This is a genomic window from Sorangium sp. So ce363 (assembly GCF_051520435.1).
GTDB lineage: Bacteria > Myxococcota_A > Polyangia > Polyangiales > Polyangiaceae > Sorangium > Sorangium cellulosum_B.
Genome location: NZ_CP150333.1, coordinates 8,584,494 through 8,611,346, shown reverse-complemented (window position 1 = coordinate 8,611,346; position 26,853 = coordinate 8,584,494). Strand labels below are relative to the sequence as shown.

General features: G+C 72.6%; 20 protein-coding genes. 12 read left to right on the top strand and 8 right to left on the bottom strand.

All coding sequences use genetic code 11. From position 1 onward, the window contains the following. Positions 1-44: 44 nt before the first annotated feature. Both WMF12_RS32335 and WMF12_RS32330 read left to right on the top strand, forming a co-directional pair. On the top strand, positions 45-1,427 hold the full coding sequence (locus WMF12_RS32335) for a 3-keto-5-aminohexanoate cleavage protein (protein WP_437851583.1): 1,383 nt from the start codon (positions 45-47) through the stop codon (positions 1,425-1,427). Continuing rightward, on the top strand, positions 1,424-4,162 hold the full coding sequence (locus WMF12_RS32330) for a hypothetical protein (protein ID WP_437851581.1): 2,739 nt from the start codon (positions 1,424-1,426) through the stop codon (positions 4,160-4,162). Before WMF12_RS32335 ends, WMF12_RS32330 begins: the two co-directional genes overlap by 4 nt. A 13-nt stretch (positions 4,163-4,175) precedes the next feature. On the opposite strand, the gene WMF12_RS32325 is transcribed toward WMF12_RS32330, so the two are convergent. Then, positions 4,176-4,913 (bottom strand): sigma-70 family RNA polymerase sigma factor, encoded by a 738-nt coding sequence (locus tag WMF12_RS32325; RefSeq protein WP_437851579.1) that lies wholly within the window; start codon positions 4,911-4,913, stop codon positions 4,176-4,178. Positions 4,914-5,293: 380 nt separating this feature from the next. Continuing rightward, the gene (locus WMF12_RS32320) at positions 5,294-6,466 is read right to left on the bottom strand and encodes a DUF882 domain-containing protein (RefSeq protein WP_437851578.1); all 1,173 of its coding nucleotides are present in this window, start codon (positions 6,464-6,466) and stop codon (positions 5,294-5,296) included. Positions 6,467-6,760: 294 nt separating this feature from the next. Between WMF12_RS32320 and pilM the strand changes: the two genes are divergently transcribed. The 5 genes from pilM to WMF12_RS32295 all read left to right on the top strand — a co-directional run bounded on the left by pilM (position 6,761) and on the right by WMF12_RS32295 (position 12,164). Next, positions 6,761-7,822 (top strand): type IV pilus assembly protein PilM, encoded by a 1,062-nt coding sequence (gene pilM, locus WMF12_RS32315; RefSeq protein WP_012238809.1) that lies wholly within the window; start codon positions 6,761-6,763, stop codon positions 7,820-7,822. Beyond that, the gene (locus tag WMF12_RS32310; RefSeq protein ID WP_437709480.1) at positions 7,819-8,463 is read left to right on the top strand and encodes a PilN domain-containing protein; all 645 of its coding nucleotides are present in this window, start codon (positions 7,819-7,821) and stop codon (positions 8,461-8,463) included. Before pilM ends, WMF12_RS32310 begins: the two co-directional genes overlap by 4 nt. Continuing rightward, positions 8,463-9,101, top strand: a complete 639-nt coding sequence (locus WMF12_RS32305) for a type 4a pilus biogenesis protein PilO (RefSeq protein ID WP_437740496.1) — start codon at positions 8,463-8,465, stop codon at positions 9,099-9,101. The genes WMF12_RS32310 and WMF12_RS32305 overlap by 1 nt, the downstream gene beginning before the upstream one ends. Continuing rightward, entirely contained in the window at positions 9,098-9,751 is a 654-nt protein-coding gene (locus WMF12_RS32300; RefSeq protein ID WP_437851576.1) for a pilus assembly protein PilP, read from the top strand. The genes WMF12_RS32305 and WMF12_RS32300 overlap by 4 nt, the downstream gene beginning before the upstream one ends. 154 nt (positions 9,752-9,905) lie before the next feature. Beyond that, positions 9,906-12,164, top strand: a complete 2,259-nt coding sequence (locus WMF12_RS32295) for a type IV pilus secretin PilQ (RefSeq protein WP_437851574.1) — start codon at positions 9,906-9,908, stop codon at positions 12,162-12,164. A gap of 39 nt (positions 12,165-12,203) precedes the next feature. Here the strand turns inward: WMF12_RS32295 and WMF12_RS32290 are convergent, their stop codons facing one another. After that, a complete protein-coding gene (locus WMF12_RS32290; RefSeq protein ID WP_437851572.1) occupies positions 12,204-13,142 on the bottom strand; it encodes a LysR family transcriptional regulator in 939 nt (312 codons plus the stop codon). Positions 13,143-13,322: 180 nt separating this feature from the next. Here WMF12_RS32290 and WMF12_RS32285 point away from each other — a divergent pair, with 180 nt between their 5' ends. The 4 genes from WMF12_RS32285 (at position 13,323) to WMF12_RS32270 (ending at position 19,316) form a co-directional block, all read left to right on the top strand. Beyond that, complete coding sequence (locus tag WMF12_RS32285; protein ID WP_437740491.1) at positions 13,323-14,660, top strand: wax ester/triacylglycerol synthase domain-containing protein; 1,338 nt, start codon at positions 13,323-13,325, stop codon at positions 14,658-14,660. Between the two features lie 11 nt (positions 14,661-14,671). Continuing rightward, positions 14,672-16,501, top strand: a complete 1,830-nt coding sequence (locus tag WMF12_RS32280; protein ID WP_437851570.1) for an NAD(P)/FAD-dependent oxidoreductase — start codon at positions 14,672-14,674, stop codon at positions 16,499-16,501. Between the two features lie 185 nt (positions 16,502-16,686). After that, positions 16,687-17,337, top strand: a complete 651-nt coding sequence (locus tag WMF12_RS32275; RefSeq protein WP_437851568.1) for a hypothetical protein — start codon at positions 16,687-16,689, stop codon at positions 17,335-17,337. Positions 17,338-17,723: 386 nt separating this feature from the next. Beyond that, entirely contained in the window at positions 17,724-19,316 is a 1,593-nt protein-coding gene (locus tag WMF12_RS32270) for a peptide chain release factor 3 (protein ID WP_437740488.1), read from the top strand. A 42-nt stretch (positions 19,317-19,358) separates the two neighbouring features. Here WMF12_RS32270 and WMF12_RS32265 read toward each other — a convergent pair whose 3' ends face one another. From WMF12_RS32265 to WMF12_RS32245, 5 genes are all read right to left on the bottom strand, one after another. Then, on the bottom strand, positions 19,359-21,215 hold the full coding sequence (locus WMF12_RS32265) for a DUF885 domain-containing protein (RefSeq protein WP_437851566.1): 1,857 nt from the start codon (positions 21,213-21,215) through the stop codon (positions 19,359-19,361). Positions 21,216-21,273: 58 nt separating this feature from the next. Continuing rightward, on the bottom strand, positions 21,274-22,467 hold the full coding sequence (locus WMF12_RS32260) for a hypothetical protein (RefSeq protein WP_437851565.1): 1,194 nt from the start codon (positions 22,465-22,467) through the stop codon (positions 21,274-21,276). Between the two features lie 67 nt (positions 22,468-22,534). Beyond that, positions 22,535-23,185 (bottom strand): DNA-3-methyladenine glycosylase, encoded by a 651-nt coding sequence (locus WMF12_RS32255; RefSeq protein WP_437851562.1) that lies wholly within the window; start codon positions 23,183-23,185, stop codon positions 22,535-22,537. A gap of 14 nt (positions 23,186-23,199) precedes the next feature. Next, on the bottom strand, positions 23,200-23,673 hold the full coding sequence (locus WMF12_RS32250) for a peroxiredoxin (protein WP_437543356.1): 474 nt from the start codon (positions 23,671-23,673) through the stop codon (positions 23,200-23,202). A 152-nt stretch (positions 23,674-23,825) separates the two neighbouring features. Then, positions 23,826-25,310, bottom strand: coding sequence for a sigma-54-dependent transcriptional regulator (locus WMF12_RS32245; protein WP_437851560.1), 1,485 nt, complete (start codon positions 25,308-25,310; stop codon positions 23,826-23,828). A gap of 398 nt (positions 25,311-25,708) precedes the next feature. Here WMF12_RS32245 and frr point away from each other — a divergent pair, with 398 nt between their 5' ends. Continuing rightward, complete coding sequence (gene frr / locus WMF12_RS32240) at positions 25,709-26,266, top strand: ribosome recycling factor (RefSeq protein ID WP_437543352.1); 558 nt, start codon at positions 25,709-25,711, stop codon at positions 26,264-26,266. Positions 26,267-26,853 lie beyond the last annotated feature (587 nt).

Here is a 26,853-nt window from a genome sequence, read left to right as displayed (position 1 = left end):
TCCTCTGTTGACTACCGACTGTCGACTGTTGAGTCTTCACGCCCATGAGCACAGGGGTTGGTCTCACGGTCACGCTGCGCGTCAGGATGGGCGCGCACGACGCACATTACGCGGGCGAGCTGTGCGATGGAGCGCGTATTCTCGCGCTCTTCGGCGACGTCGCCACCGAGCTCCTGATCCGTCTCGACGGCGACGAGGGGCTCTTCCGCGCGTACGAGGCGGTCGAGTTCCTCGCCCCGGTCAGAGCAGGCGACTTCATCGAGGCGACCGGGGTGGTCACCAAGGTCGGCGCCACGTCGCGCGCGATGGCGTTCGAGGCGCGCAAGGTCGTCGCCAGCGTCCGCGAAGCCGGGGTGGCGCCCTCGGCGGCCGACGCGCTGGCCGAGCCGGTCATCGTCTGCCGGGCGCTCGGCACCTGTGTCGTCCCGAAGGAGCTCCAGCGTCGGCCGCGCCTCGTCCTGCCGGCGCTGTCGGCGCCGCCCCCGGACCACGCGCAGCTCCCGGAGCCGCGGCCCATCATCACGCCGCCCCCCCGGATCCTGGTCACGCCGCCGCAGAGCGCCCTCATCCTGACGGCCGCGATCGTCGGCGCGGAGACGACCCGGGCGCAGACGCCGCACCTCCCCATCACGGCGCGCGAGCTCGCCGACGAGGCCGCCCGCTGCCGCGACGCGGGCGCCTCGGTGGTCCACCTGCACGTCAGGAACCCGGACGGGTCGCCGAGCCAGTCGCGCGCGCTGTTCGCCGAGGCGATCGCCGCGATCAACGAGAAGACGGACGTCATCGTCCAGACGTCGACCGGGGGCGCCGTCGGGATGGGCGTCGACGAGCGCGCCCAACCGCTGCTCTGCAGCCCCGAGATGGCCACCCTGAACTGCGGCACGATCAACTTCGGCGACGGGATCTTCGACAACACCCGGCCCCTTATCCGGGACATGGCGGCCCGCATCCGCGCCGGGGGGAGCGTCGCCGAGCTCGAGTGCTATGAGGTCGGCCATATCCATGAGGCGCTCAGCCTTTTCGCCGAGGGGCTCCTTGCGGAGCCGCTCCACTTCCAGTTCGTCCTGGGGGTGCCCGGCGGCATCGCGGCGCGCGAGGACGTGCTCCGGTTCATGATCACCCAGATCCCCCAAGGCGCCACCTGGGGCGTCGCCGCCGTCGGCCGCCACCAGCGCCCGATGACCGAGCTCGCCATGCAGCTCGGCGGGCACGCGCGGGTCGGGCTGGAGGACAACATCTACCTGGACAAGGGCGTGCTCGCCGAGGGGAGCGCGCCGCTCGTCGCGCGCGCCGCCGCCTTCGCGCGGAGCGTCGGCCGCGAGGTGGTCGAGCCGGACCGCGCGCGCCAGCTCCTCGGGATCCGCCCGCGCACCGCGGCGGCCCAGGCCGGCGCGGCTTCCGGAGGGAGCGCGCGCGCGCAGGGATGACGGACCGACCGCTCTCGCCGTGGATCGATCACCTGCGCGGTCGGCTCCCGATCGCGCTCGGCGTCGCTCTTCTCGGGGCCGTCGCGCGGCTCTCGACCCCGCCCCCGCCAGCGCGGACCGCGGACGCCATCGCCGGGATGCTCGGGGAGGCGATCGGCGGCGCCGTCAATCCGGACGACTTCGTATGGGAGGAGCGCGGCGGGTTCTTCTCCGACGCGCTTCTGGGCCGCCGGGTGCTGTTCCTTGGCGTCCCGCGCGTCGCGCGTCCGGGCGCCGCGGAGCGCGGGCCCGAGGCGGAGCGCGGGCCCGAGGCGGAGCGCGCGCCTGACGGGCGCGGCGCCGCCGACCTGTACCGGGCGCGCGTGCGGCTCACCCGCTCCGGCCGGCCGGTGAGCCTGGACGGCGTGCGCAACCTGACCGGGACGCCCCTCGGCGACGATCGCGGCCTCGTCGCCCGCGGCAGCCGCGTCGCGGTGACCACCACCGCCTTCGGCGTCGTGCAGGGGATCACGCAGCTCGATCTGGGCGGCGATGGGCGCGCGGGAGCGCGGCCCGTCGGCGAGCGGCTCCGCGCGGCGATCGACGGCTGGCTCGAGACCGGGAGCGTGGACGGCGCGTCGCGCACCGAGATCTCGTTCGACAACCCGCCCGCGTCTGCGCGGCTCGACCTCGTGGACGAGGGCCTGGTGATGGCGCTCGGGCCGGAGGCGGTCCCGGCGGCGCTCAACGCCAGCACCGGCGAGGTCGACACGGGCGGACGTGATCCGTTCGTCGCCCGCGCGCACCACCTCCCGCGCCGCGTGCCCTCGCTCGGCGAGCTCGCCGGGCCGTCCGCCGAGCGCCTGCTCGGTCCGACGGCGGCGGCCGCGGTCGAGCGGCTCGCGCTCGCCGCGGATCGCGCGGCGGCGAAGCTGCGCGCCGCGCCGGCCGCCGCGTACGTGACCCGCGGCCCCGCGTCTGCCGAGCCCGCGCCGGAGGGGTGGCCTTCGCTCTGGCCGCCGCCGCCGGTCGCGCCGGCGGTCGATCCCCCGCTCCCGGGGGAGGGCGCCTGGGTGCTGGTGGCTCCCTCGCTCCCGCGCGCGCTCCCCGGCGTCGAGGAGGATCCGCAGCGCCCCTCCAGCCCGTTCGCCGCGACGACCCTCCGGCCCGATCCGCGGCGGCCAGAGCTGCGCGTCCACCTGCTCGCGATCGACACGCGGCACATCCGGTTCACCTTGCAGGCGGGATACGAGGCCCCCAGGCCGACCGTCGGCCCGCGCGGCACGGGGCAGCTCCCCCACGCGTCGACGCTCCGCGGCGCCATCGGCCTCGGCGCCTCCACGCGCGAGCCGGGCGCGCCCCACGCGGGGACGGAGGCGCTCGGCATGGTCGTCGGCGGCCGCGCGCTCGTGCCCCCGCGCGACGGCGCGGCGACGCTCGGGGTCGACCTCTCGGGCCGGCCGTACTTCGGCGCGTGGCCGTCCGGCGGGGACGTCGAGCGCGTCCCCTGGGCGCTATGGCAGCGTCCGGCGGCGGCGAGCCCCGGCGCGCCCCGCGCGGAGGGAGCCACGCGCTTCCCCTGGGCGCTCTGGCAGGGCCCTTCGCTCTTCGAGGCAGGGAGCGCCGCGGCCCCGCTCGCCATCCTCGCCGGCCTTCCCGCGGAGCGCGCCCCGGCCAGCGCGACGCTCTCTCCCGACGACGGCGACGACCTCGTCGTCGAGCGCGCGGCGCTGTGCATGACCGACCGCGGCTTCGTGGTCCACGCGTGGGGCAGCGCCCTCGACGCGGCCGCGCTCCGGGCGGCGCTCGAGCGCGCCGGGTGCCTCGCCGGCGTCTCGCTGGGCAGGGCGCCGGTCCCCCTCGGCGTCGCCTTCCTGAGCCCCCAGCAGGACGGCGTCTTGACCGCCGAGCGCCTCTCGCCCGCGATGTCGATCGCGCCGCCGGAGCACGCCGCGGCCGCGTCGCCGCGCCCTTTTCTCTTCTTCGAGTCGCGCTGGACGCACGGTCCCCCGGCGCCGGACCTGTCGCTGCCGGGCGAGAGCGTGGGCTGGGCCGAGGACGGCGGCGCGCAGCCGCCCCCGGCGTGGAGCCCGGCCGTGTACGCCGCCGACACCGTGCACCTAGGCGCGCAGGTCCGCGTCCACGCCTTCGCTCCGGGCCGGTTCCTGTTCCGACTCCGCGCCGGCTCGCGCGAGATCTCGCCGCGGAGCGCGCCGAAGCTCGACGCCGAGGTGCCGGCCGACGAGCGGCGGCAGGTCCTCGCGGCGATCGGCGTCGGCACCGGCCGGCGGCGGGGCCCGCGCGGTCTCGCCGTGGGCGGCACCGTCGGCCTTCGCTTCCGCGGCGAGGGAGGCTTGCTGCTGGTCCGCCAGGGCCGCGTCGAGATCCGCCCGGCGGGCGGCGCCCCGCTCGCGCCGGGCGCGGACGCGACCGAGCTGCCGCTCACCGCCGACGACGGCAGGCTGCGGCCGGAGGCGCGCGAGATCGGGACCATGCGCCGGCGCAGCGCTGCCTGCGTGCTCGACGACGGCACGCTGCTCGTGGCCACGACCACCTTCGACAGCGACGAGGCGACGACCGAGGCGCTGCTCGACCTCGGCTGCGCCCGCGTGGTCGCGCTCGATCGCGGCGCGCACCGCAACGCGTTCGTGCACCGGGCCTCCGGGGACCCCGCCCTCCAGCAGACCTACGAGGAAACCGCGCTCTTCGCGGTCGGCGTCGCGATGCCCGGCCGGGCGCGCCGGCTCGTCCCCTGAGCGCGGGCGGCGGTCAGGCGTGGGACAGCATGCCTCGCAGCATGCCGAGCGCGCGCGTGTGCAGCTGCGAGACGCGTGGCTCGCCGATCCCGAGCTCTGCGCCAATGTCCTTCAGCTTCGCCCCTTCGAAGTAGTACATGCCGATCACGCGCCGCTCCCGCTCCGGGAGCTGCGCGATCGCGAAGGACAGCGCCCGCCGGGTCGCCTGCGCCGAGATCGCCTCGATCGGGTCGTCTTCGCCGGACATGTGCACCGACTCCTCGGTCGGGGTCACCTCGCTCAGGCTCACGAAGACCGTCGCGCCGCCGACCCTGCTGGCGGCTTCCGCCTCGACCGCCTCGCGCGCTCGCCGCGAGAGCCAGTCCTGCGCGCGGAGCTCGTCGACGATCGCGCCGCGGATCCGGAGCTTCGCGTAGCCGGCGAACGTCTCGCCGTCGCTCCCGCCGTTCTTGCGGAGCGAGTCGACGAGCCCGAGCATCCCTGCGCTGAGCAGGTCGTCGCGCTGCACGTTGGGCGGCAGGTGGCGCGACACCTGCCGCACCAGCTTGCGGACGAGCGGGAAGTACCCCCGCAGCACCTCCGGGCGGAGCGGCGCGCACGTCGGCTCGTGGTCGCGCGGCCCGCCCGTGCAGGCCGCCTCGGGACAGCGCGGCAAGCTACACGGGCCGCCGTCCGGCTCGATGTCCGGCTCGCTGTCTGGCTCCAACAGCTGCCACGGACCCTCGTAGGTGCAGGCCGACGTGACCTCCACGGATTCCCAAATTTCGTGCGCGCATCTTGACGCGGCCTCCGCCGACTCCCAAAGCTCGCGGGAGAGCGACGCCCCCGGCTCCTGCACCGCGACGCTCGGCGCTCCATCGAGGCCGAGGGCAGAAGGCGCCTCGATCCGCGCGTGCTCACACGGAACGACCGGACACGTCGCGCCAAAGGCGACCGGCTGGACGAACCCGCCCGCGTCACAGCACGCGGGGAGCGACATGGGAGGAGCGAGCCCCTCCCGCTGCAGTCGGGTCGATTGCTGCACGTGAGGTGGATTGGTGCCACAACTCTCGCAGCGTGCAAGGCAGAGCCGTGCAATTGTGTCTGGTGCGGATGTTCAGTGTGTGGATTATAGCCAGCGGCCGGGACAGCTCACCTTTTTGCGGGCGAAGTTTCAGGAGCAGGGGTGGGTGAACCTGACCCCAGGACCTTCTCCGTCTCGCTGCCGCTGCGCACCGTATCCGAGTTTGTCCCTGTAGTATTCATGGGTTGCGGCTGAGGGACACGGGGCTCGCCTGACCCATATACCTCTTCTTCTGCGGACACGGGGACATCGCGCGCCGCTTCATCGGCCGCGACAGAACCCTTCGCGCCCCCATAGCGCGGCGCCTCTCCAGGTCCCGAGTAATCCACCCAGTACACTTTATCTGATCTGACGTCCAGGTGAACGAACGTAGAGTTGGGATAATATCCGACACCTGCGTTGCGGAAACCTCGGCAGAAATCGCGGACCACGGTGTTGGGCACGCCCTCGACCATGAAATCGACGGCGCGACCGTGGTTGTGGTTGGAGTGCGGGGTGTACTGGGTGGGTGAGTAGGGGCGATAACCGCTGACGACGCGGAGGGGCCTGCCGCCGAAGTGGTCGCTCACCATGCCAATCAGCGTGGCGAGCCGCGGATCGATGGGAATCGAGGCGGTGGGGGACGCGCGCATCAGCCGGCTGAGCTTGGGGAGGGCCTTGGGCACGAGCCGCCCCTTCGGCGTGAGCAGCTGGACGTCCAGCCGCTCGGCGCCTCGCACCAGGCGGACCCATCCGGGGCGCTTGGGTCGCTGCGCATAGCGCTTGTTGGGCGGCATCGCCCCGTCCCTCTTCGTCGACCCCTTCCCCGGGGGACGGCCCTCGGCGTCGCGCTCCTTCGCGCTGGCGCCGCGGCTCCGCTCCCGCTCGTCGCGCAGCGCGGCGGCCCGGCCGGGCGCGGCGCGCGTGGACCGCGCGCGCGCGCCGGGCTCACCCCGCTCCGGGATCACGAGGACGAGGCCCGGATGGATCCGCTGGCCAGGCTTGAGCCCGTTCGCCTCGCGGAGCGCGTCGACCGTGATGCGGTACCGCTTCGCGATCTTGCCGAGCGTCTGGCCGGCGTAGACCGTGTGCTGGCCGTCCTCGGCGAGCGCCGCGCCGGGCGCGGCGCTCAGGAGAAAGGCCGCCGCGAGGGCGGCGAGCGCACATCGCAGCCGCGACGGCGGCGATGACCAAGAGGTGGGCTCCATCGCGGCCCCGGCGCGGGGGCCGATGCCGCAGAAACGGGAGAACTCCGGATGCATGAGGGGACTCTGACCTGACGTCATCCGTGCCCGACGACCGAGCCCCGGACGGTGCTACCCTGGGCTGGCGCGCGCTCGCCGGCCCGAGCCGGCGGCGCCGCACCGCATATCGAACTTCGATAGGCGGGCGGGAGGCGAGCGTAAAGCGGTTTTTTGCCCAGCGATCGTCGGTGGTGCGAAGCTTCGCCAGAAGCGACCAGAGGCGATCACAGGGGATCGGGCGCCCGGGAGCCGGGCAACGCAGCCCGGGCTTCCCTTGCTTCACCACGGCGGGCGCGGAGCAGGACGGACGGGATGTCGGAAGGCAAGAACTTGATCGGGGTCGATATCGGATCGAGCGCGATCAAGATCGCTCAGATCAAGGAAGGCCGCAGGGGCTATGGCCTCGTGCGGCTCGGTTACGCGCCGCTCGCGCCGCAGGCCATCGTCGACGGCCACGTCATGAACGCGCAGGCCATCGTCGAGGCGCTCGGCCGGGCCTTCTCCGAGGCCAAGATCCGCCAGCGCGAGATCGCGCTCAGCATCAGCGGCCAGGCGGTCATCATCCGCAAGATCACGGTGCCGCTCATGACCGCCGCCGAGCTGGACGAGCAGATCCAGTGGGAGGCCGAGCAGCACATCCCCTTCGACATCAAGGACGTCCACGTCGACTACGAGGTGCTGCGCCGGCGCCCCGAGGCCGGGCAGATGGACCTCCTGCTCGTCGCCGCGAAGCGCGACGAGATCAACGACTACACCCAGATCGCCAGGACGGCGAAGCTCAAGCCCATGGTGGTCGACATCGACGCGTTCACCGTCCAGAACCTGTTCGAGGTGAACCGCGGCATCCCGCCGGACCAGACGTTCGCCATCATCAACGTCGGCGCGAGCCTCGCGTCGATCAACATCGTGTCGCGCGGCGCGAGCGCGTTCACCCGCGATATCGGCAACGGCGGCAACTACATCACCGAGCAGATCCAGCGGAAGCTCGGCATCAGCTTCGAGCAGGCCGAGGAGTTCAAGTGCGCCAGCGTGACCTCGGGGCCGGGCGGCGTGCCCGCGCAGGTCATCGAGACCATCGAGCAGGTGTGCGACTCGATCGCGGGGGAGATCCAGCGCTCGCTCGACTTCTTCCTGGCGACGAGCGGTGAGGGCGACATGCACCGCATCTACCTGACCGGCGGCTCGTCCAACCTGCCGGCGCTGCCCGCCGCGATCGGGCGGCGCGCCCGGGTGGCCGTCGAGCTGATCCAGCCGATGGAGCGCATCACCGTGGAAGCGAAGGAAGTCAACCAGGAGCTGCTCCGGCTCCGGGCGGCGCAGTTCTGCGTCTCGCTCGGGCTCGCGATGCGCAAGGACCGGGAGAAGCGCTCGTGATTCGCGTCAACCTTCTCCCGCAGCGGCGCGGCACGCGCGGGGCCGCGCCCCAGGCGAGCCAGCGGTGGCTGCTCGTCACGCTCGGCGTCGTGATCCTCGAGATCGTCGCGCTCTTCCTCTTCCACCAGACGAAGGTCGAGGAGCTCGACGAGCAGAACCGGAAGAACTCGCTGCTGCAGAGCCAGATCCAGGACATCCGGACGCTCGTGGCGAACCACGAGGAGATCAAGAAGGCGCTCGAGGTGCTGCGCGCGCGCGAGGACGCGATCGCGAAGCTCCAGGCCGCGCGCAGCGGGCCGACCGCGGTGCTCCTCGAGCTCGCGCAGCTGCTCACGAACGGCAAGGGGCCGACCGCCGACCCGGACAAGCTCGCGCAGCTCCGCAAGGAGAACCCGCTCGCCGTCTACAACCCGTCCTGGGACAGCCGCCGGCTGTGGCTCACGAGCTACGTCGAGTCCGAGCGGACCGTGCGCGTCGAGGGGCTCGCGCGCGACGGCACGGACGTCTACGAGCTCGCCCAGCGGCTGAAGCTGTCCTCGTACTTCTACGACGTGCAGCTGCTCCCGGGGAAGAAGGAGAACGAGAAGGAGTCGCGGCTCGAGCTCGTCTCGTTCGCGCTGCAGCTGAAGGTGAGGTACTGATGGCCACGAAGCCCATGCCCGTGCAGGCCGGCTCGGCGCTCGACCGGCTGCCGCCGCTCGCCAAGCTCGGCGTCGGCGCGCTCTTCGCGGCGCTCGTCGGCATCCTGTACTTCGTCGGCTTCTACGCCGACGTCGACTCGCAGATCGAGGGCGCCGCGCAGAAGCAGGGCGTGCTCCAGGCGGAGCTCACCAAGGCGCAGGCGTCGAAGGCCGCCTACCAGAAGGACCTCGACGAGAAGACCCGCCGCGAGCAGATGAGCCGCGAGCAGAAGAAGATCCTCCCGGACGAGTCCGAGACGCCGGCCTTCCTCTCCGCCATCCAGGGCGTCGCGACCGTCTCCGGCGTCAACCTGACGTCATGGAGCCCCACCGAGGAGATCCCGCAGGAGTTCTTCTCCAAGGTGCCGATGCAGCTCACGCTCTCCGGCAAGTTCCACCAGGTGGCGAAGTTCTTCCACGGCGTGGGTCAGCTCGATCGCATCATCAACCTCGAGGAGGTCGAGATCAAGGAGCCGAAGGTCGTGGGGAGCGACGTGGAGGTCAAGGTGGAGTGCCTCGCGACAGCGTTCCGCGCCGTGCGCGCCGGGGAGACCGCGACGAGCGGCGTGAAGCGTCGCAGCGGCGGAGGTGTGCGGTGAAGGCCGGCCGGATGATGCTGCTCGCCCTCGGGGCGACCACCGCCGTGGCCCTCGCGCTCGCGGGGTGCGAGGAGGAAGAGCCGATGACCTCCGCCACCCAGCCGCGCCCGCCCGGGGCGCCGGCCTCCGCCTCGCCGCCGCGCGCGCCCGCGGCCGGCGCCGCGTCCGCGGCCGCGGACGCCGGCGCGCCAGAGCTGCCGCCGCTGCCGCTCCGGGAGTTCCAGGAGGCCGACTTCTCCGAGAGCGACCGGAGCCGCGACCCGTTCCGGAGCTTCGAGTCGCTGTTCGCGACGCAGGCCCGGGGTCGGGTGACGATCCAGCGCCAGGTCCTCGTGGATCGCTTTGCGCTCGACGAGCTCAGGCTGGTCGGCGTCGTCTCGCGCGCGCCCGCCCGCGCGCTGCTCACCGATCCCACGGGGCTCGGGTGGGTGGTGAAGGTGGGCGATTTCGTCGGCAAGGCCGAGATCGTGCACGCGGGCGGCCCCACGGGCGTCGACGTGGCCGTCAACTGGCGCATCGATCGGATCCGCGACTCGGACGTCGTCTTCATCCGCGAGGACCCGTCGCACCCGGAGATCCCGCCGACCACGCGCGTGATCGCGCTGAGGCCGCTCGGCGAGGAGAACGAGGCGGCCCTCGGCGCCCCGTGACCGCCACGAATTGGGCCCGCGCCGGGCACCCGAAGTAGCCTCCCGGCAGCGTGACGCAGATCTCGCGTCACCGCGAAGCGGGAGTGCAATGAAGAGCAATCGAGACTATCGCCCGAGGCGGGGCGCGCTTCGCCGTGCTGCGGCACTCGGGGTGATGTTGATCCTCGGCGCTCCTGCGGGAGACGCAGACGCCGCCGCCCCGATCAAGGTCAGCGACGTCAGGCTCACGGCGCCGGACGAGGGCAAGGCCGAGATCGTGGTCGCGACGACCGGCGAGCCGCGCTTCTCGGCGCGGGTCGCGGACGGCGGCAAGCGGCTCCTCATCGACCTCGAGGGCGCCGAGGCGGGCGGGGCTTCCGGCGCGATCACGAGCGGCAACGCGATCGTGGCCGGGGTGATGACGCAGGGGTTCGGCAAGGCGACCCAGCGGACGACGCGGGTGCTCGTGCAGCTCGCGCGCCCGGCTGCCTACCGGATCCGCGCCGAGCAGGGCGCGCTCGTCATCGAGCTCGCCGCCGCCGACGCGACGGCGCCCATGGCGGCGCGGGCCCCGGCCGGCCCCGCGGCGGCGGCGCCGGAGCGCGAGCCGGCGACGATCACCGACGTGCGCTTCGAGCACCAGGCGACGCTCGATCGGGTCGTCATCGAGCTCTCGTCGATCCCGGGCTACCGCGAGTCGACCGGCAAGGGGGGGCGTCGCGTCATCGAGCTCAGCGGCGTCCGGCTCCCCGACGCCCTCCAGCGCAAGCTCGACGTCGGCGCGTTCGGCGGCCCGGTGCGGGCCATCTCGACGTTCCGGCGCAACAGCGACGGCTCCAGGGTCGTCGTCGAGGTCGAGCAGGTCGAGGGCGCCTCGGGCGTGGTCGCGCGCGAGGGCAACGCGCTCGTGCTGAGCGTCGCGAAGGGCGCGTTGCCCACGACGCTCTCGGGGATCGCCGCCGACGGCGGCGCGGCGAGGCGGACCCGCACGGTGGCGCGCGAGGCGCTCCTCGACGACGGGGCGCCGAAGGTGGAGACCTCGTTCGAGGGCGCGGCGAGCAGCCAGGAGTCGCTCGTCGAGCCCGACCAGGCCGGCGCCTTCATGCCCGCGATCGCCGGGCAGCAGCGGCGGTTCACGGGGCGGCGCATCGACCTCGACCTGAAGGACGCGGACATCCACAACGTCCTCCGGCTGATCTCCGACGTGGGGCGGGTCAACATCGTGACCGCCGACAACGTGACCGGCACGGTCACCATCCGGATGCGCAACGTCCCGTGGGACCAGGCGCTCGAGACGGTGCTCCAGGCCAAGGGCCTCGGCGTGGTCCGGCAGGGCAACATGATCCGCGTCGCCCCGATCGCCGATCTCAACAAAGAGCGGGAGCTCGCGATCGCGCGGCGCAAGAGCGAGCTCCAGCTCGCGCCGCTCGAGACGCGGCTCATCCCGATCAACTACGCGGAGGCGAAGGACCTCCAGGAGCGCTCGAAGGATATGCTCTCGCCGCGCGGCTCGCTGGCGGTCGACGAGCGGACCAACGTGCTCATCGCGCGCGACGTCGCGGGGAACCTGAACCAGATCGAGGAGCTGGTCCGCTCGCTCGACACGCAGACGCCGCAGGTGCTGATCGAGGCGCGCGTGGTGGAGGCGACGAGCCGCTACGTGCGCGACATCGGCATCCAGTGGGGCGGCGACGGGACGTTCAGCGCGGCGACCGGCAACCCGACGGGGCTCGTCTTCCCCTCGGCGATCGGCATCGCCGGCGGCGCGACCGACTCGAACAGCCCGACCGGCGGCCTCTCGCCGTTCGCGAGCCAGGTCTCGAACCCGAACTTCGCGGTGAACCTGCCGGCCATCGTCGGCGCCGGGCAGGGCGGCGCGCTCGGCTTCACGCTCGGCTCGATCAACAACACCGTCAACCTCGGCGTCCGGCTCTCCGCGGCCGAGGCGAGCGGCATGCTGCGGGTCGTCTCGAGCCCGCGCATCCTCACGCTCGACAACCGGGAGGCGCGGATCAGCCAGGGGACGCTGATCCCGTTCTCGCAGATCAGCGCCCAGGGCGTGCAGACGACCTTCCAGGAGGCCAAGCTCCAGCTGCTCGTCAAGCCGCACGTCACGTCGGACGGCAGCGTCGCGATGCACGTGAAGATCAACCGCGACGAGCCCGACTTCAACCAGACGTCGGCTCGCGGCGACCCGACCATCCTGAAGCGCGAGGCGGAGACCGACCTCCTGATCATGGACGGGCACACGGCGGTGATCGGCGGGATCTTCACCCGCAACACCGGCCGGAACCTCGATCAGGTGCCGTTCTTCGGGGACATCCCGGTCCTCGGCCTCCTCTTCCAGCGGCGCCGCGCGAGCGACGTACGGAACGAGCTCGTCATCTTCCTCACGCCGCGCATCGTGAACCGCGCCGAGGCGCTCGGCCGGTAGCCCCGGGGCGCGGCGCGCCTCGCCGCGCTCTGAACCCCCTCAGGCGCGCTTGCGCCGGGCCGCCTCCCGCGGGCTCGGGGCGGTGTCCGTCACGACGCCGCGCAGCCACGCCCGCGCGGGATCGCCCTCGGTCCGGCTGTTCCACGCCATCGCGATCTCGATGGGCGGCAGCTCGAACGGCAGGTCGAAGGTGCGGAGCGGCACCAGGCTGGAGAACGCCCTGCCGAGGCGTGTGGCCACGGTGGCCACGAGATCCGACGCGGTGATGGCGTGCGGCACGAGGAGCACGTGCGGCACCGTCATGGCCTCATGGCGCGCGATCCCGCGCGCCGTGATGAGATCGTCCGCGACCCCGTCGTGGGCGCCGCGCCTGGGGACGACGACGTGCGGGAGGGCCGCGTAGGTCTGGAGATCGACCTGCCCGCGCGCCGTGGGGTGGCTCATGCGCGCGAGCCCCGCGAAGCGATCGTCGAAGAGGGGCGCGCGGCGCAGGTCGGAGGGGAGGCTCTCCTGCGGGAAGACGCCGATCGCGAGATCGATCTCGCCGCTCCGGAGCGCGTCGACGGCGCGGCCGTCGAGCGGGAGCAGGTGGAGCGCGAGCCTCGGTCCGCCCTGCGCCAGCGCCGCGTTGAGCCGCGGCAGGAGGACGAGCTCCACGTACTCCGTGGCGGCGATCCGGAAGGTGCGATCGCTCGTCGCCGGGTCGAACGCCGGCGTCGTCTCGCCGAAGAGGCCCGCGAGATCGTGGACGATCGCGGCGACCTGCGGCGTCATCGCCTCGGCGCGCGAGGTGAGCGCCATCTGCCGGCCGACCCGGATGAGCAGCGGGTCGGAGAAGAGCTCACGCAGCCGCGTCAACGCGTGGCTCATGGCGGGCTGGCTGAGGCCCACCCGGCGGGCCGCGAGCGTCACGCTGCGCTCCTGCAGCAAGGCGTCGAGCGCGATCACCAGGTTGACGTCGATCGCCGAAAGATTCACTCCGAGAATATAGTATGAACCATGTATCCATGATGTGGATACTTTCGTTTTTCTTGCGCGGGCGCGCGGCGTGCGTGGCGAGGATGCGTGATCCCCCGCCTGCGGGCGCTGTCGTGCGGCCTGCGTGGCTGCTAGGGTCGCGCGCGGCTCCCCCCTGATCGGCGGTGCCTCGCGGAGACCATGACATCGCCCGTTTTGCTCGGGGGGATCGACTTCTTCCACCTCATGAACGATCGCGCCATGCGATCGCGCGGCCAGGCGGGCAACCACTGCCTGTTCGTGATCGAGCTCGACGGTCGCCTCGATCTGGCGCGGCTCGCGGTGCGGCTCGAGCGCGCGACCCGGGCGCTCCCCGAGCTCCGGTTCCGGCTGGACAACAGCGTGCTCGGGCGGGCGGGGCGGCCCCGCTGGGTCGTCGATCACCACCGGCGCGCCCCCGGGCTGCGCCTCCACGAGGTGGCGGGCGAGCGCGAGCGCGCGGCGCGCCTCGAGGCGCTGCTCGCGGACCGGACCTCCGCGGAGCGGCCGTGGGCGCTCGACGTCGTGCGCGAGGTGGGCGACGGCGATACGGTCGTGCTCCGCCACCACCATGCGCTGACGGATGGCAGGGGCGCGGATCGGCTCGCCGCCTGGCTGGGCTCCGGGAGCGGCGACGCGCCCGACGATCCGCCGCCGCCGCAGGAGCGGCACGACGCGCCGGAGCGCCTGCTGGCTGCCATGGACCGCGACGAGCGGGTCGCGCTGGCGCGCGCGTACAAGGCCCACGTGCTGTCGCTCGGCCGCGCGCCCATCCTGTCGCTCGCGCGCGCCTGTCCTGGGGTGCGCCCCTCGGCCTCCCGCGTCCTCCGGCTCACGCTCTCGGCGGAGGAGACCCGCGCCTTCGATCTCCGGGTGCGCCAGCGCGCGCGGCTCGCCGAGACGAGCCTCATGCTGATCGCGGCGACGCGGCTCGCCGACCGGGCGCTCGCGGGCCGCGGCTTCGCCCCGCCGCACCATGTGATCCCGCTGCCCCTCTCGCTCGACCCCAAGGGGGGGGCGCGGCGGCTCTTCGGCAATCACCTCACGATGGCCCTGCTCTCGCTCGGCCGCGACGAGCTCCACGACGACGCGCGCGCGGTGGCCCGCCTCGCCGAGCAGCAGCGCGCCGTGGTGCGCGACAGGCTCGATCTCGCCATGATCGCCGCGCTCGATCTGGCCCGCTGGCTCCCCGGCCCGATCTACCGCTGGCTGGGGGACCAGCCCTTCCAGGGTGAGCTCGCCTCGCTGATCGTCTCGAACCCCGGCGCGGTGACGGTGGAGCGGTTCGCGGGGCTCGCGGTGCGCTCGGCGTACCCGCTGCCCGCGGTCGTCGCGCCGCCCGGCTTCCAGGTGATCTTCAGCCGCTTCGGCGGTCGCCTCTCGGCGTCGATCATCCACGGCGACGGGCTGCTCCGCCCGGACGAGGCGGAGGCGATGCCGGGCGCGCTCCGCGCCGAGCTGCTCGGAGAGCCCGCGCCGCCGGGCGGGGGCGCGGTATAAGGGCTCTCGTCATGCGCACGTTCGATATCGTCATCATCGGCAGCGGCATCGCCGGCGGCTTCCTCGCGCGGCAGCTCCGCCTCGCGTGCCCCGACCTCGGGGTCCTCGTGCTCGAGGCCGCCGAGGCGATGGAGGATTACAAGGTCGGCGAGAGCACGGTGGAGGTCGCGGCGAACTACATGGTTCGCCGGCTGAACCTCGGCACGTACCTCTACCAGCACCAGCTGCCCAAGAACGGGCTCCGCTTCTTCTTCGACTCGCCGGACAAGGATCTCCCGCTGCCCCGGATGAGCGAGATCGGCTCCGACCACATGCCGTTCCACCCGAGCTTCCAGCTCGAGCGCGCGCGGCTGGAGCGCGATCTCGTGACCATGAACCGCGCCGCGGGCGCCGAGGTCGAGCTCGGCGCCAAGGTGGTCGACGTCGCGATCGACGGGCGCGGGCGGCACACGGTCGTCTACGAGCAGGGCGGCGAGCGGCGCGAGGTCGCCTGCCGCTGGGTGTGCGACGCCTCCGGGCGGCGGCACGTGCTCTTCCGCAAGCTCGGCGTGAAGGTGCACAAGGAGGCGCGGCTCAACACGGCGGCCGCGTGGGGGCGCTACCGCGGCGTCGCGGGGCTCGATGCGGTCACCGACGCGGCGTGGCGGTCGCGCGCGCGGTACACGTCGCGCCACCTGTCGACGAACCACTTCATGTACGACGGGTACTGGATCTGGTTCATCCCGCTCGCCGGCGATTTGATGAGCGTGGGCGTCGTGTTCGACAAGGATCGGATCGGCGCGGGGAACGCGCCTGCCGGGGCGCTGCCCGGGCCGCGCACGCGCGCGGAGTTCGAGCGCTTCCTGGGCGCCCACCGCGCCGCGCGCGAGCTGCTCGAGGGGGCGGAGCTCGAGGATTTCCAGAGCTATGCCCACCTGCCGTACCACGCGGAGCAGTACTTCTCGACCGACCGCTACGCCGTCACAGGCGAGGCCGGCGCGTTCACCGATCCCTTCTACAGCCCCGGATCCGATTTCATCGCGACCGCGAACGAGTTCATCACGCAAATGATCCTCTCCGACGTCCGCGGCGACCGCGCCGGGTTCGAGGAGAAGGTCGCGGCCTACGACGCGTACTACCGGTTCAAGTACGACAGCACGCTCCGGCTCTATGAGCGCATGTATCCGGTGTTCGGCAGCTTCGAGCTCTATCGGCTGAAGTATCTCCTCGACTTCAACAACTACTACAACCTCGTCGTCTGGCCGTTCATGGCCGACCGGGTGACGGACGTGGGTTGGATCCGGGAGGAGCTCAGGTTCACCGATCTCGTGCTGCGCGCCCTCTCGACGATGGGCGAGCACTTCGCGTCGCTGGCGAGCGACCTGCGCGCGCGGGGGGAGTACTTCGCGCAGAACGAGGGGCGCTTCGCCAACGGGCTGAACGGCGTCGCGCAGCTGGAGACGCGGCTCGGACCGGCCATCGACGAGCGGTTCCGGCGGGAGCAGGTCGACCGGGCGTACGGGAGCGTGTTCGCGGCGCTCGTCGAGAGGCGGCTCGGCGAGCAGGGCCTCTCCGACCGCGCTCGCCTCGTCTCGGAGCTCCCTCTCCCGCAGGTGCTCGTGTTCCGGGACATCACGCCTGAGCGTCTGGCGCGCCTCCTCCAGCGCATCGGCGAGCGCATGACGAAGGAGCTCCGAGACGAGCTCCCGGACGCAGGTATCGAGCGGATCGAGCTCGGGGCGAGCGGCGTGGTCTCCGTGACAGGGCCCGTCGAGGGGACCAAGGCGCATGCGGACGCCCTGTCCCGGGCGCGGGCGCTCTGGGACGCCTCGGCGGGATCGCTCGCTCACATCGCCCTCTGAGCCCGCTTTCGCGGGCTCCGGGACCGCGGTCGTCGCCGCCGTCGGCGAGCGCCTCGCGGCTGCCTCGACGGGCTGCCCGCGGTTTCTCCTGTACGCGCGCCCGTTCCGCAGTATCACAGCGGCCGATGCGGTGGAGAGCGGCAGGTGGGCGTCTGGGTCAGTGGGCGATCTCTGTGGCGCTGTCGATGGGCGCTGTCGGCGCTTGCGTCGGCGCGGTCGCCGAGGGCGGCGCGCCGCCGCGGCAGGAGCCGCCGGAGCAGGGGTGGATCACGGCGGCGGCGCCCGACGGGGGCGGCGCTCCGCGCTGTCCGCACGGCGCGCTGGAGGATCCGCACCGTGGCTTCGTGCGGTGCCTCGAGCCGGGCGAGGCGGATGCCGGCTGGCTCCCGCCGTCGCCGCAGCCCGAGCCGCCCCCTCCCGACGGCGGCGCCCCCCCGCCTGACGGCGGTGTTCCCGGCGACGCCGGCCCCATCGACGGCGGCGTGCCTGACGCCTCGATCGTGTCGGCCCCGCTCCCGCTCGTCGAGATCAAGGAGCCCGAGTTCATGAACGGCGACGTCCCGAACGTGGCCAAGCGGCTCGAAAAGGTCGCCCCCGACCTTGCGAAGTGTGTTGCCGACCATGGCGGCCTCTCTGGCGTGTCGGGCAGCATCAAGGTCCAGTTCCTTGTCCGGGTGCGCGGCCGCGCCGAGGGTGTCGAGATCCTCGACGCTCGGGGCGTCACCTCCGACGCGCAGCGCTGCATCCGTCAGCTCCTCAAGAACAAGCCCATCGGCACGCCCAGCGCCGACCCCGTAGGCGTCACCGTCTCCCTCTCCCTCCGCGCCCCGAAATAACGACCCCTTACCAAGGCCCAACCCGAGGCGTCCCACGCGCAACGCCGCTGGGACCACGACCCCCAGCGCCCGCCCCCACCTCTTCCGAAGACCCCCTTACAAAGAGCCAGGGCGGGCGGGGGTGGCGCGCGAGCGGGCGGCGGGGGTGGGCCCCACGAACCCGAGGGCCGGCCCGCCCCGCAGCGCCCCTCTCTCGGACCGAGTCCCCCCGTCCAGCGCGGCACCAGCCCCCCAAAAGGCCCGAGTTCGTGGGGGGACCCCCGCCGCCCGCTCGCGCGCCACCCCCGCCCGCCCTGGCTCCGTCCCCGCCCGCCCTGGCTCCGTCGCCCCTTGGGTTGACGCAGCCCCCACGGACTCTATCCTGCCGCGCCGCTGTGCCCGACCCGATGCTCACCCGCGAGATCGCCCGTCGAAAGACGTTCGCGATCATCTCCCACCCCGACGCTGGCAAAACCACCCTAACCGAGAAGCTCCTGCTTTACGGAGGCGCCATCCAGCTCGCCGGCGCCGTGAAGGCCAAGAAGGCGCGCGCCCACGCCGTCAGCGACTGGATGGAGATGGAGCGCGAGCGCGGCATCTCCATCTCCACCAGCGTTCTCCAGTTCCCGTACAAGGGCCGGCTCCTGAGCCTGGTCGACACCCCTGGCCACGCCGACTTCAGCGAGGACACCTACCGCGCGCTGATGGCGACCGACGCCGCCATCATGATCCTCGACTGCGCGAAGGGCGTCGAGACGCAGACGAAGAAGCTCTTCCGCGTCTGCAAGCTCCGGCAGATGCCCATCTTCACCTTCGTCAACAAGCTCGACCGCCCCGGGCGCGACCCGTTCGAGCTGATCGGCGAGGTCGAGGAGGTCCTCGGCATCGGCGTCTACCCGGTCACCTGGCCCATCTCGGCGGGCGGCAAGTTCCGCGGCGTCTATCACCGCGAGCGCAAGCAGGTCTTCCTCTTCGAGCTCGTCGCGCACGGCGCCGAGATCGCCCCGATGGAGGTCGTGTCGCTCGACGCGCCCGAGCTCGTCGAGGCGCTCGACGAGGAGGGCGCCCGCCAGCTGCGCGAGGACATCGAGCTCATCGACGCCGCCGGCGACGCGCTCGATCGCGACAAGCTCGCCCGCGGCGAGGTCACGCCCATGTTCTTCGGCAGCGCCATCACCAACTTCGGCCTGCCGCAGTTCCTGGACGCGTTCATCGAGCTCATGCCCCCGCCCGCGCCGCGGGGCAGCGACAAGGGCCCCATCGCCCCGGACGACGACCGCTTCACCGCGTTCGTCTTCAAGATCCAGGCGAACATGGACCGGGCCCACCGCGACAGGATCGCGTTCCTCCGCGTCTGCTCCGGCCGCTACGAGCGCGGGATGAAGGTGCACCACGTGCGCCTCGGCCGCGACATCCGGCTCACCAACCCGGTGCAGTTCATGGCCCAGGAGCGCACGCTCGTGGAGGACGGCTTCGCGGGCGACATCATCGGCGTCTTCGACCCGGGGCTCTTCCTCATCGGCGACTCGCTCTGCAGCGGCTCGCCCGTGAAGTACGCCGCGCTGCCGCAGTTCCCGCCGGAGCAGTTCGCCCGCGTCGTCATGATCGATCCCATGAAGCGCAAGCAGCTCAAGAAGGGGCTCGAGCAGCTCGCGCAGGAGGGCTCGGTCCAGCTCTTCCGGCCGCCCGAGGGGCGGGAGGGCGAGGCGATCCTGGGGGTCGTGGGCGAGCTCCAGTTCGACGTCGTGAAGCACCGCCTCGCGGCCGAGTACGGCGTCGACGCCCGGATCGAGCGGCTCTCGTTCAGCCTGGCCCGCTGGGTCGAGGGCGAGCCGGTGCCCCTCGCCGAGCTCGAGTCGAACCTCTACGGCTACGGCGCCCTCGACGTGCACGGGAACCCGGTCGTGCTCTTCAAGGGCGACTGGCAGCTCGATGCCTGCCAGAAGGCGTTCCCCAAGGCGCGCTTCGTCGAGCTCGGCGGCTCGATCTCCCCGGTGTGACCTTCCGCCGCGCGCGGCCCTCCCGCCGCGCGCGGCTCGCCGCTATTCCGAAAGAAGCGCCGGGAGGTGCCGCACGGACGGCGAGCCGTGGCTGAGCAGGCGGTCGTGGTAGGCGCGCTCGGTGAAGCCCGGCTTGCGCTCGTGCTCGGCGCGCAGGCGCATCATCTCGGTGAAGCCGTGGAAGTACGTGGTGAGCTGCGCGCTCGTGAGCCGGGCGCGCCGCCACTTGCCGACGGCCTCGCCTTCCTCCTGGAAGGCGTCCTTCGTCATGAGCGAGAGCGCCTCCTCCTCGCCCATCGCGCCCGCGTGCACCCCGTGGTCGAGGAGGGCGTTCACCGACATGCGCAGCACCATCTTCTGGCGCTGCATCCGCACCTTCGGACCGCCGAAGCCGTGGTGCGCCATCAGCCACTCGGTGTAGACCGCCCACCCCTCGACGAACGGGCCGCTCGAGAAGACCGCGCGGAGCTTCGAGGGGAACTTGTTGTTGTGCATGAGCTGCAGGAAGTGGCCCGGCATCGCCTCGTGGACGGTGAGGTCGGCGAGCATGCTCGAGTTGTACTCGCGGTAGAACGAGTCCACGCGTGCCTTCGGCCAGTCCTTCGGCGTCGGCGCGATCGCGAAGAACGTCTCTTGCTTCGCCTCGAGCGGGCCGGACGCGTCGCAGTAGGCGATCGCGACGCCGCGGCGGTACTCGGGCATCTCGATCACCCGGCAGGGCTCCTCCGGGATGCGCACGAGGTCGCGCGTGCGGACGAAGTCGGTCGCCTCCGCGAGGAGCTCCTCGGACGCCTTCACGATGGTCGCGTTCGTCGGGTGATCGGCCGCGAGCGCGTCGAGCACCTTCCTGATCGCGGCCATCTTCTCGTCCTGCGCCTCGACCCTCGGGAAAGGCTGCTTCCCGAAGAGCGTCGGCCAGAGCTCCCTCGAGGTCTCGAGCATCTCGGCGTGCGTCGCCGCGAGCAGGGCGCGGGCGCTCGCGACCACGCCGTCGACGTCGATGGTCGCGTCGTCCAGCGTGAACCGGAGCTTCTTCTCGAAGCGCGCGCGGCCCAGCCGGAAGTCGCCGTGGCTCCTCGGGAGCAGGTCCTTCTCGAGGAACGCCTGGAAGCCCTCGAGCGCCGCCGCCGCCGCCCTCGCGGCCGCGTCGAGCTCGGCCTGCTGCGCCGGGGCCGACGCGAACAGCGCCGGGAGCTCGGACTTGCAGAGCGCGATGAGCCCCTTGTTTTGCGCGATCGCCGTCTCGGTGTGGACGCGCGGCGGCGCCGCCGTGAGGCGCTGCTCCGCGGCACGCACGAGCGCAGGGATGCCCGAGAGGCGACCGCCGAGGCTCCGCAGGCGCTCCTCGAGCGGCGCGAAGCTCCTCGTGATCAGGGGATCGAGCCCGTCGCCGACGAGGCCCGTGTACACCATCGGGTTCCACGTCGCCTCGCGGAGCTCGTCGATCGCGAACAGCCAGGAGCGCAGCTGGTTCTCGATCATCGCCGCGTCGACGCGGCTCTGGACGCCGAGGCGCGCCGCGGGGAGCGCCCCGAGCTCGGCCAGCGCCGCCTCGATCGTGCGCCGGCGCGCGGCCTCGCCCTGCGCGGTGACGTCCGGCCATACGGCGTCGTACCGGTGGTCCCCTGCCTCGGTGGCGCGGACCGGCTCGTCGCGCAGGTACTCCTCGAGCACGCGCGCCGACAAGGCCGCGAGCGCCTGCTCGGCGCCGGCCTCCGCGCCCGCCGCGCCGGATCGAGCGTCGGCCGGGCTCACCACGGCCGCCTTCGTGAGGGGTTGCGCGGGCGCGGCGCGCTCGGCCGGCCCGCACGCGCAGAGCAGCGCGACGAGCAGGGAGAGGTGGCCGCGGAGCGATCTGCGGGAGAAAGAGAGCTCATGGGAGAGATCATGGTGTCGCACCTGCGCCTCCTAGCGCCAGCTCGCCGAGAAGGGAACGCGCCGAGCGGTGGCATCGGCCTCAGTGCGCGCTGCCGAGCGAGGCCTTCGCGAGGCGGGAGATGCCGTCCACGTCGCCGTGCACCGCGTCGAGCAGCGGGCCGAGCGCGAGGCGGAGCGGCTTCGAGTTCGGGTGCCGGAGGATGCGCGCCATGCTCTCGGCTGCCAGCTCGTTCAGATCCTGCTCCGCGTAGCGATCGATGTGGGCGCTCGACAGCGCGAGGCCCGGGAAGGCGGTGCGGCAGAGCGCGTCGATCAGCTCACCCGCGACGCCCGCCGCGATGTTCGCGGCGCCCAGCGCGGCCCGGGCCTTCTGCGCGCTGATCGCGCACGACTCCGTGCGCAGCTGGCTGATCACGGGCGAGCCGAGCACCGTGTGCCAGCGGGAGAGCTCGGCGGCTCGGCTCGCCTCGAACTCACCCGGCGGCGCCTCGGAGACCGGCAGCAGCGCGGCCAGCTGATCGGCGGCGCCAGGATCGATCGCGACGCGGCGCACGATGATCAGATCGTGCGCCCGCAGGCATCCGAGGAGCAGCCGCGTGGACGCGTCGCGAAGGAGCGGCGCGAGCGCGGCCGCGATCACGGTGGGGGGCGAGCCGATGAGCCCCGGGCTCGACGCCCGCGCGGCGCCCGCTCCGGCGGCGCGGGGGCGTTGCGCGCCGGAGCTCGGCGGCGAGCGCACGCTGATGGGCGGCGGAATGCTCGACGGCGTGCTGCGACCGACGGTCGGCGGCGCGCCGGGAGCCTGCGCCAAGACGCGGCTGCTGGCCGGCGGCACGCTGGTGGTCCGGATCACGCCGCCCGGCGAGGGCTTGTTCGATGGCGTGCGCGCGCCCGCGATCCGCGTGGGATCCTGGACGGACAGCGTCGGTTCGCCGCGCCGCGACTGCGTGGTGCGCTCGGTCACGACGTGCAGCGCCGCGAGCTCGATCGCGCGGAGCCCCGGGAGGCCGCGCGGCGCGCGGGCCGCGATGGCCGCGGCGAGCTCCGCCTCCTTGCCGAGGAGCGCCTCGTGCTCTGCGGTCTCGCGCAGCAGGTCGCCGGCGATCTGCGCGCACCGCTCCGCGGCCCTGTCCGCGGCGCTCCGCGTCTGCGGCTCCTTGAAATAGAGCGTTAACTTTCCCCGCAGGGTCTCCCGATGCGTGCCCGCCGTGACAACCTGCGACGCGCTCTCGACGTTGGCAGGTTCACGCCCCCCGAAAGGCCAGAATCCCATGAGCCCATTGTCGCGCGATCCTGGCCCCGGGCGCGAGCGCTTCGAGCGCTCGCGCCCTCACGCCCGCTCAATGGCGAGGCGGAACGGAGACATAGCGATTGCCGCGTTCGTAGAATCGCCACGGCTTCTTCGCCCACGCACCTGCATAGTCGACGTTGATGCGAGGCGACCTGCCGATGGGCCCAGCAGCGCCGGGCAGCAGCGAGAGCTGCGCTCCGCAGACATCCATCCCGTACGCGGAGCGGTCGAGCCCCAGCGCCTTGCACAGCTTCCCCGGCCCGTTGGTGAGCTCGATCCGCCCAGGCGCGACGCCCCGCCGGCGGCTCATGAGCGGGAGGCCGATCATCGGCTCGATGGCGCGGATGAGGACAGCGTGCGGCTCTCCCTCCGAGGCCACGACGAGGTTGAACGCCCAGTGCATGCCGTAGAGCTGGAACACATACGCATAGCCCGCCGGGCCAAACATGACCTCCGTCCGCACGGTCCGTCGCCCGCCCGCGCTGTGCGCGGCGAGGTCTTCCGGGCCGCGGTACGCCTCGGTCTCGACGATGCGTCCGGCGGCGGTGCCCTCGGGCGTCGTGTGGACGAGCACCTTGCCGATGCACGCCCGCGCGACGACGAGCGCGGGGCGAGCGTAGAAGTCACGCGGCAGCGGCGCCGCTCCTTCGAGGAGCGCGGCGCCTTCGCTGGGCGCGGGGGGCTCTGGGGCGGGACGCACGGCGGGCTCCGCGCTCACCCCGCGGGGGGGCGCGCCGCCCGGAAGCGCTTGTCGATGAACGAGAGCACGTCGTCGCGGTGCTTCCTGGCCTGGAACTCGTGGTGGAAGACCGCCGCGATCTCCAGGGCGGGCGTGACGACGTAGGTGATCCGCCGGGCGAGGCCGATGAGCGGCCAGAGGACGCCGTAGGCGCGGCACACGCTGCGATCGCGGTCGGCGATCATCGGGTAAGGGACCTTCTGCGCCTCGGCGAACCGGCACTGCGTCCTGTGGTCGTCGGTGCTGACGCCGACGATGCTGGCGCCCGCGAGCGCGATCTCGGCGTGGTTGTCGCGGAAGAGCTGGGCCTCGACGGTGCAGTCGGGCGTGAAGGCCTTCGGGAAGAAGTACACGACCGTGCAGAGCCCACCCTGCGCCGACAGCACGAAGCGCTGGCCGTCGATGGCCAGCGTGTCGATCTCCGGCGCGCGCTCGCCGACCTTCAGCATGCCGACGCAATCTGCCGCAAGTTGCCCCCGGCGTCGACCGTGGCCACGCGCCGCGGCGTCCCGGCGGGGCCGTCAGCGACCGTCGGGTGTCGTCAGGGAGCGCCGGCCCTCGTCGACCGTCGTCAACCGTCGTCAACCGTCGTCAACCGTCTTCAACCTTCGATTCCGAGCCGCTTCAGCCTGTAATAGAGGGTCGTGCGCTGCATGCCGAACTGCCGCGCGACCTCCGCCTTGTTCCCTCCGCAGCGTTCCAGGGCGGCGAGGAGCTCCCGCCGCTCGATGTCGTCGAGCTGGGAGCTCAGGTCGAGCCTTGGCCGCGCGCACGCCGGCGCGGCGGGCTCTCTTCCGGCCGGGTCCGCCTCCGGCTCCGCCGGCGCGGCGGCCCTCGGCGCGCGCGCGGGCGGTTCGGCCGGCTGCGCGCGCGCCGTGAACGCGAGGTGCTCGGGCAGGATCACGTCGCCGCGCGACAGGATGGCGGCGCGCTCGACCACGTTCTCCAGCTCCCGCGTGTTCCCCGGCCACGTGTACGCCGCGAGCTTCGCGAGCGCCTCCTCCGAGAGCGCGGTGGCCGCGCGGGCGTTGCGCCGCGCGACCTTGCGCAGGAAGTGCTCGGCGAGCGCGCGGATGTCCTCGCGCCGCTCCCGGAGCGGGGGCAGCCTGAGCGGGAACACCGAGAGCCGGGAGACGAGCTCGGGCAGCACGCCCGCGCGCGCCCAGGCCTCGTCGATGCCGGGCGTGAGCGACAGCACGACGCGCACGTCGACGCGCGTGGTCTCCGTCGACCCGAGCCGCTCGACCTCGCCGTCGGTGAGCACGCGGAGCAGCCTCGCCTGGAGCGAGGGCGTGAGCGGCGCCGGCTCGTCGAGGTAGATCGTCCCCCGGTGGGCGAGCTCGAGCCGGCCTGCGCGCTCGGCGAACGCGCCGTCGAAGGCGCCTCGCCGCCAGCCAAACAGCTCGCGCTCGAGCGTGTCGCCCCGGAACGCGGCGCAGGTCACCTTGACGAACGGCTGCTCTTCCCGCGGGGAGCCCACGTGGATCGCCCGGGCGACGACCTCCTTCTCCGCCCCTTCCTCGCCCTCGATCAGCACGTGCGTCGCCGCCTTCGCCACCTCGCCGATCCGGGCGGCGACCTCGCGCATGGCCTCGCTCTCGCCGGCGATCTCGCCGAAATCGATCGGGTCCCGCTGCTCGCGCTCGAGGTAGCCCGCGTACTGCGCGAGCTGCTCGCGCAGCCGCCGGTTCTCCCGCAGGGTGGCGACCCCGGCGATCGCCTGCCGGAGGATGACGGCGAGCTCCCTCGAGTTCCAGGGCTTCTGGACGTACCGGTCGACCGCGCCCGAGTTGACCGCGTCGATGAGCACCGTCATGTCCGCGTAGGCGGTGAGCAGCACGCCCGCCGCGTCAGGCCGCCGCTCCTTCGCCTGCTTGAGGAACTCGATACCGCTCATCCCCGGCATTCGCTGGTCCGCCACGATCACCGCAGGATCGAGGCGATCGAGGAGCGAGAGGGCCTCGGCGCCGCCCAGCGCATAATGGATCTTGAACGACTTCCTGAAGGCGAACCGGAACGCGTCGAGGTTGTCCTGCTCGTCGTCGACGACGAGGACGTCGAAGCTGTTCCAGTCCAGATCGCGCATCGGGTCGCCCTGCCTCCCAGAGTTACTACAGCTCGGCACGATCGCGACAGTGGGGGTGGCGCGCTCGGCGGCCTTCGCCGCCCTCCTGCCGCGCGCCGGAGCGCCGCCGCGCATGCTGCCATTCCGCCGCGTCGCGCCGCCCAGCCGCGCGTCTGCCTTCGGCGCTTCGGCGCTTCGGCGCTTCCGCGCCTTCCGCGCCTTCCGCGCTGGGCGGGGGGGCGGCGCTCGGGCGCGTGCGCGTCCGCCTGCGCCCAGGCGGAGGCGAGCGCTCTTCCGACCGCGACGCCGGCGAGGTCGGGCGGATCGATTTCTCCGCCGGCCCGGAAATACGCGGTAAGCTCCGCCCCCGCCCGCGAAGAGGGCGGGCTGGGCGAGCCCCACACGGAGGAAGCCGGATCATGCTCGAGGACGTCATCAAGGAGCTGCGCGAAGGGATCGAGAAGGCCATCGAAGCTCTCCGGCGAGACCTGGCGAAGGTGCGCACCGGGCGCGCGAACGCGGCCATGCTCGACGGCATCCGCGTCGACTACTACGGCGTGCCGACGCCGATCGTGCAGATGGCCACGGTGTCCGTGCCGGAGCCGCGGCTCATCAGCGTCAAGCCCTGGGAGAAGAACCAGGTGAAAGCGATCGAGAAGGCGATCCGGGAGAGCGATCTCGGCCTGAATCCCCAGGTGGACGCGGATCTCATCCGACTCCCGATCCCGCCGCTGACGGAGGAGCGGCGCAGGGAGATGGTGAAGCTGACGAAGAAGAACGGAGAGGACGCTAAAGTCGCCATCCGGAAGCACCGCCGGGACGCGAACGAGATGATCGACTCGCTCGAGAAGGACGGCGACGTCAGCGGCGACGAGGCCGATCGGGCCAAGAAGAAGGTCGACGACGTGGTGGCCGAGGGGACGAAGCAGGTCGACACGGTGATCGCCGGCAAGGAAAAGGACATCCTGGACGTGTGAGCGGGCCCTCGGCCGGGCGGGCGTCGGCGACCGAGCTTGGTCGACCGGAGCGCCGTGCGGCCGCCCCTCCCCGCGGCCGCGATGGGGCCGGGCTCTTCGAGGAGGGCGGCGCGGCGGCGTGCGATGCGCGACATCGCCTGCCGCGCAGCGTGTAGTGACGCCGTGCGCGCCGAGCCCGGCCCGGCCTGGCGACGCCTCGCAGCCTTGTTGTCCTGCCCGCGCGCGACCCGTGGCAGCCGCGCGCGACCCGTGGCAGCCGCCCGCGCCGGCGCTTGCGTCCGAGCGCCACGGGGCGAGGCGTGCCCGGGACCAGCCCAGCTCACAATGAACCGTCCCGTGAAGCGAAGAAGTGAAAAAGAGGCTTGCGGTCCCCCCGGTCGGAGTCGGTAGGATCAGGAAGGTCGGCGGTTGGGCGTGCGAAGGCGCGACGCGAGAAGACGCGAGAAGACGCGTGAAGGCTCTGAAGACGCCCATTAGGGGGCGAGAGGCCCTGCTTGACAGGTTTTCGCTAGCGTGAAATGGTTGGTGTTCGAAGCCGAAGGCCCGGAGCCGTCTCAAGGATTCCCGAGGTTATGCGAGCGATCGCT